Annotated in this window: 4 protein-coding genes; 3 read left to right on the forward strand and 1 reads right to left on the reverse strand. The window is 40.7% G+C overall.

Annotation, left to right across the window (positions count from 1 at the left end):
- Nucleotides 1-1,319 (reverse strand): glutamine synthetase III (locus tag K6G87_RS10315; RefSeq protein ID WP_296836680.1); only part of this gene is annotated, 1,319 nt, incomplete at its 3' end.
- Nucleotides 1,320-1,844: 525 nt separating this feature from the next.
- Between K6G87_RS10315 and gltB the strand changes: the two genes are divergently transcribed.
- The 3 genes from gltB (at nucleotide 1,845) to asnB (ending at nucleotide 9,581) form a co-directional block, all read left to right on the forward strand.
- Nucleotides 1,845-6,392 carry a glutamate synthase large subunit gene (gltB, locus tag K6G87_RS10320; RefSeq protein ID WP_296836682.1) on the forward strand — a complete coding sequence of 1,516 codons (4,548 nt, stop codon included), beginning with the start codon at nucleotides 1,845-1,847 and terminating at the stop codon, nucleotides 6,390-6,392.
- A gap of 2 nt (nucleotides 6,393-6,394) precedes the next feature.
- A complete protein-coding gene (locus K6G87_RS10325; RefSeq protein WP_296836684.1) occupies nucleotides 6,395-7,897 on the forward strand; it encodes a glutamate synthase subunit beta in 1,503 nt (500 codons plus the stop codon).
- Between the two features lie 97 nt (nucleotides 7,898-7,994).
- Nucleotides 7,995-9,581 carry an asparagine synthase B gene (gene asnB, locus K6G87_RS10330; RefSeq protein ID WP_296836686.1) on the forward strand — a complete coding sequence of 529 codons (1,587 nt, stop codon included), beginning with the start codon at nucleotides 7,995-7,997 and terminating at the stop codon, nucleotides 9,579-9,581.
- The last annotated feature ends 21 nt before the right edge of the window (nucleotides 9,582-9,602 follow it).

The following is a 9,602-nucleotide window of genomic DNA, read 5'->3' on the forward strand; positions in this document are numbered from 1 at the left end:
GTACGGTTTCTATCTGTGTTATCCTGAGGAATTGAAGGAAGTACATCAATACCGATCTGGATTGAATGCTTACCTGATCCCTTATAGGACTTGCCCTGGATGATGCTCTGAACTACTGCATCAAGCTCATCACCAAGGAAAATAGAGATGATAGCCGGCGGTGCTTCCTGTGCTCCAAGTCTGTGGTCGTTACCGGCAGATGCTACAGTACATCTGAGTGCTTCCTGATATTCATCAACACCTTTTACGAATGCTGCAAGGAAGAGAAGGAACTGTGCGTTCTCACCCGGAGTTGAACCTGGCTTAAAGAGGTTAACACCTGTATCTGTAGAAAGTGACCAGTTATCATGCTTACCTGATCCGTTAACACCGGCAAATGGCTTCTCGTGGAGAAGACATACAAAACCATGTCTGTCAGCAACCTTCTTCATGATCTCCATAGCAAGCTGGTTCTGATCGCAGGCTGCGTTAGCACCTGAATATACAGGAGCCATCTCGTGCTGGGAAGGAGCAACTTCGTTATGCTTAGTCTTAGACAGAACACCAACTTTCCAGAGCTCTTCATCAAGATCCTTCATATATGCAGCAACACGTGGCTTGAGCTGACCGAAATAGTGATCTTCAAGTTCCTGTCCACGTGGAGGCTTGATACCAAAAAGTGTACGACCTGTAAGCTTTAAGTCTTCACGCTGATTGTAAAGCTCTTTATCTACAAGGAAGTATTCCTGCTCGGGACCTACCTGAGCGATAACACGCTTACTGTCTGTATCACCAAAGAGTCTTAAGATTCTGATAGACTGTTTGGATACTTCATCCATTGAACGAAGAAGTGGAGTCTTCTTATCAAGAGCCTGTCCTGAGTAAGAGCAGAAGATTGTAGGAATGCAAAGTGATCCGTCTTTGATGAAAGCAAAAGATGTAGGATCCCATGCTGTATATCCTCTTGCTTCGAATGTTGCACGAAGTCCACCTGAAGGGAATGAAGATGCATCAGGCTCGCCTCTTACAAGTTCTTTGCCGGAAAAATCCATAACAATCTTACCGCCATCTGCCGGCTGAATGAAACTGTCATGCTTTTCAGCTGTTACACCGGTCATTGGCTGGAACCAGTGAGTATAGTGTGTAGCTCCCTTTTCTACAGCCCACTGTTTCATTGCCTGTGCAATTTCATTTGCTGTTGCAAGGTCAAGCGGCTCTGCATTAGTAATGCATTTCTTCCATGCTTTGTAGGAAGCTGCGGAAAGACGCTCTTTCATTGTCTCTTCGTTAAAGACATTGCTTCCAAAAAGTTCTGGCAATCCTTTTTCTGTGATCTTCATGATCCACCTCCGTTTAATGTTTTGATTCCTGTTAAATGAAAAAGACGCCAAATGTCTCGCTTTATGCGAAAACAATTTGGCGTCTTTGCCTCGTTGCAGTTTGTTATAACATGTTTTATTGCAATAAAAAGGGCAGCTGGGATATATATCCCACTGCCCGGCTCCATTGTCGAAACAATTGATAGACAGATAATAATCCAGGAAAAATATTTTGTCAACAGGAAAATTTAAATTTTTTTATTCCTCTCTTATAAAAAATGAATATAATATTAATCTCTTTTAAAAAATGACATGGAGCGAATTTAACATCTTTATACTTATAGTTGACAAAAACATTAATCCTGCTGCATAATTACAAAAAACAAAAATTGTATACACAAATACATGTTGTATATTATAATCATTTTATACGATATATAAGAATATGATAATCGCAACGAGGACGTTGCTCGATACCTACAAATGGGTAGGTGCGAGCTGCGTTCTTTTTTTATTATCAAAAAATAAAGGAAAAGGGATCAGATTATGTCACAGGAAAATCAAAGTAATGTAAGTGATAGGAATCAAAAACAGTTCTGGCAGGAAGAACATGATGCATGCGGTATCGGTGCTGTCGTCAATATTGACGGTCATGCTGACAACAAAGTTTTGGATGATGCTCTTACCATAGTAGAGAAGCTTGAGCATAGGGCAGGTAAGGATGCAAGCGGCAAGGTCGGTGACGGCGTAGGTATTCTTACTCAGGTTTCTCATGCTTTTTTTAAGAAGGAAGCCAAAAAGCTTGGTATCAGTTTGGGACATGCCAAAGACTATGGCGTTGGAATGTTCTTTTTTCCACAGGATAACCTTAAGAGAAAATTCGCTATGCGTATGTTCGAGGTTATTACAGAAAAGAACGGTCTTAAGTTCCTTGGCTGGAGAAAACCCGAAGTTCATCCTGAAATTCTTGGAGACGTTGCCAGAGACTGTATGCCTGAGATCATGCAGTGCTTTATAGAAAGACCGGGTGACGTATCAAGAGGAATCGACTTTGACAGAAAACTTTATGTTCTTCGCCGCGAGTTTGAGCAGAGTTCTGATGATACTTACATTACATCCCTTTCATCAAGAACAATCGTATATAAGGGAATGTTCCTTGTATCACAGCTGAGAAAATTCTACGAGGATCTAAAGGATCCTGATTTTGAGACTGCTATTGCAATTGTGCATTCACGTTTCTCAACTAATACAACACCTAGCTGGGAGAGAGCTCATCCATACAGATTTATCGCCCACAATGGTGAGATCAATACTATAAGAGGTAATAAGGATAGAATGCTTGCAAGAGAAGAGTCTATTACATCTTCTCCTCTTGGAAGTGATCTTGATAAGGTATTTCCTGTGATCTCTGCGCAGGGATCTGATTCTGCCATGCTCGATAACACTCTTGAATTCATGTATATGAATGGTATAGATCTTCCACTTGCAGTAATGATGACTATTCCTGAACCATGGAAGCACAATCATTTCATGAATGAGGACAAAAAAGATTTCTATCATTATTATGCGACCATGATGGAGCCATGGGATGGCCCTGCTGCAATTCTTTTTACAGATGGAGAGATTGTAGGAGCAACCCTTGACAGAAACGGTCTTAGACCAAGCCGTTATTATATTACAGATGATAACAGACTTATCCTCTCATCAGAGGTTGGTGTACTTGATATAGAGCCTGAGCATATAACAGTAAAGTCACGTCTTCAGCCTGGCCGAATTCTTCTTGTTGATACTAAGGAAAAGAGGATCATATCTGACGAAGAGTGCAAGGAATATTATGCAAACAAGAATCCTTATGGTGAGTGGCTTGACAGAAATCTCATGCATTTAAAAAAGCTTTCTATTCCTAATAAGAAGATTCCTACTCATTCTCAGGAAATGCGCGACAAGCTTTATAAGGTATTTGGATACAGCTATGAAGATGTTAAGACAGGAATTCTTCCTATGGCTACTAATGGTATAGAGGCAACCCAGTCCATGGGTCATGACGTTCCTCTTGCTGTACTGTCTGAGAGAAGTCAGCCTCTGTTTAACTATTTCAAGCAGCTCTTTGCCCAGGTAACTAATCCTCCTATCGATTCACTTCGTGAAGAGATAGTTACAGATACAACTGTATATGTTGGATCAGATGGTAACCTCTTGGAGGCAAGTGCTGATAACTGCAGGGTCCTTGAAATTGATAATCCTATTCTTACAGGTGTCGATATCATGAAGATCAAAAACCTGGATCAGCCGGGACTTAAATCCAAGGTGATATCACTTCTATATTATAAGAATACTCATATCGAGAAGGCTCTTGATCAGCTTCTTGTATCTGTAGACAGAGCCTATGCCAAGGGCTATAACATTGTGATCCTCTCCGACAGAGGAGTTGATGAAAACCATGTTCCGATCCCGTCACTTCTTGCTGTATCAGCTGTAGAGCAGCATCTTGTTGCAACCAAGAAAAGGACAGCGGTATCAATAATCCTTGAAAGCGGCGAGCCTCGTGATGTTCACCATATGGCAACACTGCTTGGCTTTGGTGCAAGAGCTATAAATCCTTATCTTGCTCATGAATGCATAGCTGAACTTATTGATATAGGAATTCTTGATAAGGACTATCATACAGCAATAGCTGATTATAACAGCGCCATACTTCATGGAATCGTTAAGACAGCTGCCAAGATGGGTATTTCTACACTTCAGTCATATCAGTCTGCAAGGATTTTTGAAGCTATAGGTCTTAGTAAAGAGCTTATAGATAAGTATTTTACCGGAACAGTTTCAAGAGTTGGTGGAATCGGTCTTAAGGAAATAGGCGATGAAGTTGCACTTCGTCATGATCATGCCTTTGATCCTATGGGACTTATGACAGATACAAGCCTTGACAGTATGGGCTTCCACAAGCTTAGAAGTGGTGAAGAAAAAGAAGATCATATGTATAATCCCCAGACTATAATAGCGCTTCAGCAGGCTACAAGAACAGGTGATTATGCAAGATTCAAAGAATATACAGCACTTGTTGATGGCGAAAAGCCTCACACACTTAGAGGTCTTCTTGCATTTGAGCATGTTAATAAACCTATACCGATTGAAGAGGTAGAGCCTGTATCAGAGATCGTCAAGAGATTTAAGACTGGTGCTATGTCTTATGGATCTATTTCTGAGGAAGCACATGAGACACTTGCAATTGCAATGAACAGACTTGGTGGTAAGTCCAACACAGGTGAAGGCGGTGAGAATCCAAACCGTTTTGGAACAGAGAAGTGCAGTGCAATAAAGCAGGTTGCTTCAGGAAGATTTGGTGTTACAAGTGAATATCTTATAAATGCCAAAGAGATCCAGATCAAGATGGCACAGGGCGCAAAACCAGGTGAAGGTGGTCATCTTCCTGGAGGAAAGGTTTATCCATGGATTGCTGAAAGAAGATATTCAACTCCCGGAGTTGCTCTTATATCACCTCCGCCGCACCATGATATTTATTCAATTGAAGATCTTGCCCAGCTTATATATGACCTTAAGAATGCAAACAGAAAGGCAAGAATATCAGTTAAGCTCGTATCTGAAGCAGGCGTAGGAACTATAGCATCAGGTGTTGCAAAGGCAGGAGCACAGGTAATCCTTGTATCAGGTTATGACGGAGGTACAGGTGCTGCTCCAGGAAGCTCTATCCATCATGCCGGACTTCCTTGGGAACTTGGACTTGCAGAAGCTCATCACACTCTTATAGAGAGCGGACTTAGACAGAAGGTTATCATCGAGACAGATGGTAAGCTCATGAGCGGAAGAGATGTTGCCATAGCAGCACTTCTTGGTGCTGAGGAATTTGGTTTTGCTACAGCTCCTCTTGTAACAATGGGCTGTATGATGATGAGAGTCTGCAACAAGGATACATGTCCTTTTGGTATTGCAACTCAGAATGAGAAGCTCAGGAAGAACTTCAAAGGTAAGCCTGAATATGTAATGAACTTTATGAATTTCATAGCTCAGGAACTTCGTGAGATCATGGCAGAGCTTGGATTTAAGACTATAAATGACATGGTCGGAAGATCTGATTGTCTTAAGATGAAGGATCATCAGATAACAGACAGAGCAGAAACAGTTGATCTTAGCACAGTTATTGACAGCTCTTATGCCAAGGTTCCTGGAAGGCATTTTGATCCTTCAAAGGTATATGATTTCCATTTGGAAAAGACTATTGATGAATCTGTTCTTCTTACTAAGTTCAAAAATGCACTTAGCACAGGTACACCTACAAGTGTAAATGTAAAGGTTAGCAGTACCAACAGAACAGTAGGAACAATCTTTGGATCAGAAGTAACACAGAAGTTCGGAGATAAGCTTTCAGAAGATACCTTTACTGTATTTTGTGAAGGCGGCGGTGGTCAGTCATTTGGAGCATTCCTTCCAAAGGGTGTGACAATGAGACTCACAGGCGATGCCAATGACGGATTTGGTAAGGGACTTTCAGGCGGAAAGCTTGTAGTAGTACCTCCTGTAGAATCAGTCTTTGATTCATCCAAAAACATTATTATTGGTAATGTTGCACTTTATGGTGCCACATCAGGTAAGGCTTATATAGCAGGTGTTGCCGGAGAAAGATTCTGCGTACGTAATTCAGGTGCAGTGGCAGTTGCAGAAGGATGCGGTGATCATGGTCTTGAATACATGACAGGAGGACTTGCTGTAATACTTGGTTCTACAGGCAAGAACTTCGCAGCCGGTATGAGCGGCGGTATAGCTTATGTCCTTGATGAGCAGCATGATCTTTACAAGAGAATGAACAAGAACATGGCTTCTCTTAACGAAGTTACAGAAAAATATGACATCGAAGAGCTTAAGAATGTTCTTACTGACTATGTCAAAGAAACCGGATCTGTACACGGAAGAAAGATACTCGATAACTTTGAAGAGTACCTTCCTCACTTCAAGAAGATAGTTCCAACTGATTATCAGAAGGTACTCGCAGCAATCAGTAAGTATGAAGAACAAGGTCTTAAAAGGAGCAATGCAGTTCTTGAAGCCTTTAATGAAATAACGCATAAAGGAGCATGATCATGGGCAAGTCTACGGGATTTATGGAATATACAAGAGTTGAAGAATCTCTTGTAAGTGTAAAAGACAGAATTAAGAATTTTAATGAGTTTCACAGACATCTAAATGAAGATGACAGAAGACAGCAGGCTTCAAGATGTATGGACTGTGGCGTTCCTATGTGCCAGTCAGCTATTAAACTTAAAGGAATGGTAACAGGATGCCCTCTCCACAATCTTATTCCTGAATGGAATGATGAAATCTATCAGGGACATTATGAACATGCGCTTTCAAGACTTTTAAAGACCAGTAACTTTCCGGAATTTACCGGAAGGGTATGCCCTGCTCTTTGCGAGAAGGCCTGCATATGCGGAACTGTAGAAGATTCAGTAACAATTCATAATAACGAGCTTTTCCTTATAGAAAAAGGATTTGAAGAAGGCTATGTAAAGCCAAGAATTCCTAAGTATATAAGTGGCAAGAAGGTAGCTGTTATAGGAAGCGGCCCTTCCGGCCTTGCTGTAGCAGATCAGCTCTGCCACAGAGGCCACAGCGTAACTGTATATGAAAGAGATGACCGCATTGGCGGACTTCTTATGTATGGTATTCCTAATATGAAGCTTCAAAAGGAAGTGATCATAAGAAGACAAAAGCTCATGGAAGAAGAAGGTGTTGTATTCAGGACATCAGTTGATGTTGGCAAAGATATAAAGTCATCTGACCTTCTTAAAGAGTATGATGCAGTCGTACTTTGCTGCGGAGCAAAGAATCCAAGACCTCTTGCTCCTGCAGATATGAAGACTACAAAAGGTATATATTATGCAGTTGATTTCCTTAAATCAACTACAAAAGCAATCATAGATAGTGGTGCACTTCTTAATGACAAGGTTACATTAGCAGGTGTAAAAGAAGGTTCATATATCAGTGCCAAGGATAAAAATGTAGTGATCGTAGGCGGCGGTGATACAGGTAATGACTGCGTTGGCACATGTATAAGGCATGGTTGTAAGTCTGTAACACAGATTGAAATGATGCCTTGTCCTCCAAAGGAAAGAGCAGCATCCAACCCATGGCCTGAATGGCCTAAGGTCTTAAAGACCGACTATGGTCAGGAAGAAGCTATAGGAGTATTTGGCGATGATCCCAGAATTTATGAGACCACAGTCAAAGAAGTTATTTCTAAAAACGGCAAGATAAGCGCTGTTAAGACTGTAAAGGTTAAATTCGATAACGGTAAACTTGTAGAAGTTGAAGGAACAGAGAAGACTATAAAGTGCGATCTTCTGCTTATAGCAGCTGGATTTATCGGCTGTCAGGAATATGTTGCCAAAGACTTTAATGTAGCTCTTTCAGGAAGAAATACTGTAGTAACTTCTGATCCTGATAATTATAGTACCAATGTCAAAAAGGTATTTACTGCAGGAGATATGCATAGAGGTCAGTCACTTGTAGTATGGGCGATCGCAGAAGGAAGAGCTTGTGCTAAAGAAGTTGATGAATACCTTATGGGCTATAGCAATATGTGATCATAGCCTGATTATTTTCTCGAGTGTCTCAATCATGGAAAATACGTGAGGCATTCCAAAAAAATAATGGATGATACGTAACAAGGAGGATATATAGATGTGCACTATACTTGGTTTTTGCTCAAGAAGAGCAAAAGAAGAAGTGTGTGAAAGCATGCTTCAAATATGCGCTTCAAGAGGACCTGACATGACCAGAGTACAAAAGGTCGAAGAAGGAATTCTTGGATTTGGAAGATTATCGATAATGGGACTTACAGAAGCTGGTATGCAGCCCTTTAATCATAATGGGAATACACTTGTATGTAACGGTGAGATATACGGATTTCGTAAGCTCAAAGACTATTTAAAAGGTATAGGCTACAGCTTCGAATCAGATAGTGACTGTGAGATTCTTCTTCCGCTTTATGAAAGACTTGGAACAGCAATGTTTTCTCTTCTTGATGCAGAGTATGCACTTGTCTTATATGATGCCAAAAAGAAAAGCTTTGTAGCAGCCAGAGATCCGATAGGAATAAGGCCTCTTTACTATGGTTATGACCAGGATGGAAGCATAGTATTTGCATCAGAGCCCAAGATGCTGACTGATGTGTGCGACAAGATAATGCCATTTCCTCCCGGACACTATTACGAATATGGTAAGTTCATACAGTATGCTGATCCTTCAAGCGTTGATGGCGAATATACGGATGGTGATCTTGATGATATTTGTAAAGGTATACATGACAGACTTGTAACCGGTATTGAAAAAAGACTTGATGCCGATGCAAAGGTTGGCTTCCTTCTTTCAGGTGGTCTTGATTCTTCACTTGTATGCGGCGTCGCTGCAAAGATGCTTGATAAGCCACTTGAAACATTTTCAATTGGTATGGATATAGATGCGATCGATCTTAAGTATGCAAGAGAAGTTGCAGATTATATAGGTAGTAACCATCACGAAGTTATCATTTCCAAAGAAGATGTTGTAGGTGCTCTTGAAACAGTTATTAAGACTCTTGGAACCTATGATATTACAACTATAAGAGCTTCTATTGGAATGTATCTTGTATGTAAATGGATCCACGAAAATACTGATATAAGAGTTATTCTTACAGGTGAAATTTCAGATGAACTTTTTGGTTATAAATATACTGACTTTGCTCCAAGTGCTGAGGCTTTCCAGGAGGAATCAGCAAAGAGAATAAGAGAGCTTCACATGTATGACGTTTTAAGAGCAGACAGATGTATATCAGTAAACTCATTAGAAGCAAGAGTTCCGTTTGGTGATCTTGACTTTGTAAACTATGTAATGAGCATAGATCCAAAGCTTAAGATGAATACATATGATATGGGTAAATACCTTCTTCGACGCGCCTTTGAAGAAGATGAGGTTATACCTGAGAACATCCTTATGCGTGAAAAGGCAGCCTTTTCTGATGCAGTAGGTCATTCTCTCAGAGATGATCTTGTAGAATATGCAGAGAGTCTTTATACAGATGAAGAGTTTGAAGAGGGGTGTGCAAAGTATGATTTTGCAAAGCCTTTCACCAAAGAATCTCTTCTTTACAGAGATATATTTGAAAAGTATTATGGCGGCAATGCACAGATGGTAGTAGACTTCTGGATGCCCAATAAAGAGTGGGAAGGCTGCAACGTAAACGATCCATCAGCACGAGTCCTCGCTAATTACGGCAACAGTGGCGTATAACAAGTAATACAAATCGCCGTC

The organism is Butyrivibrio sp., assembly GCF_024699075.1.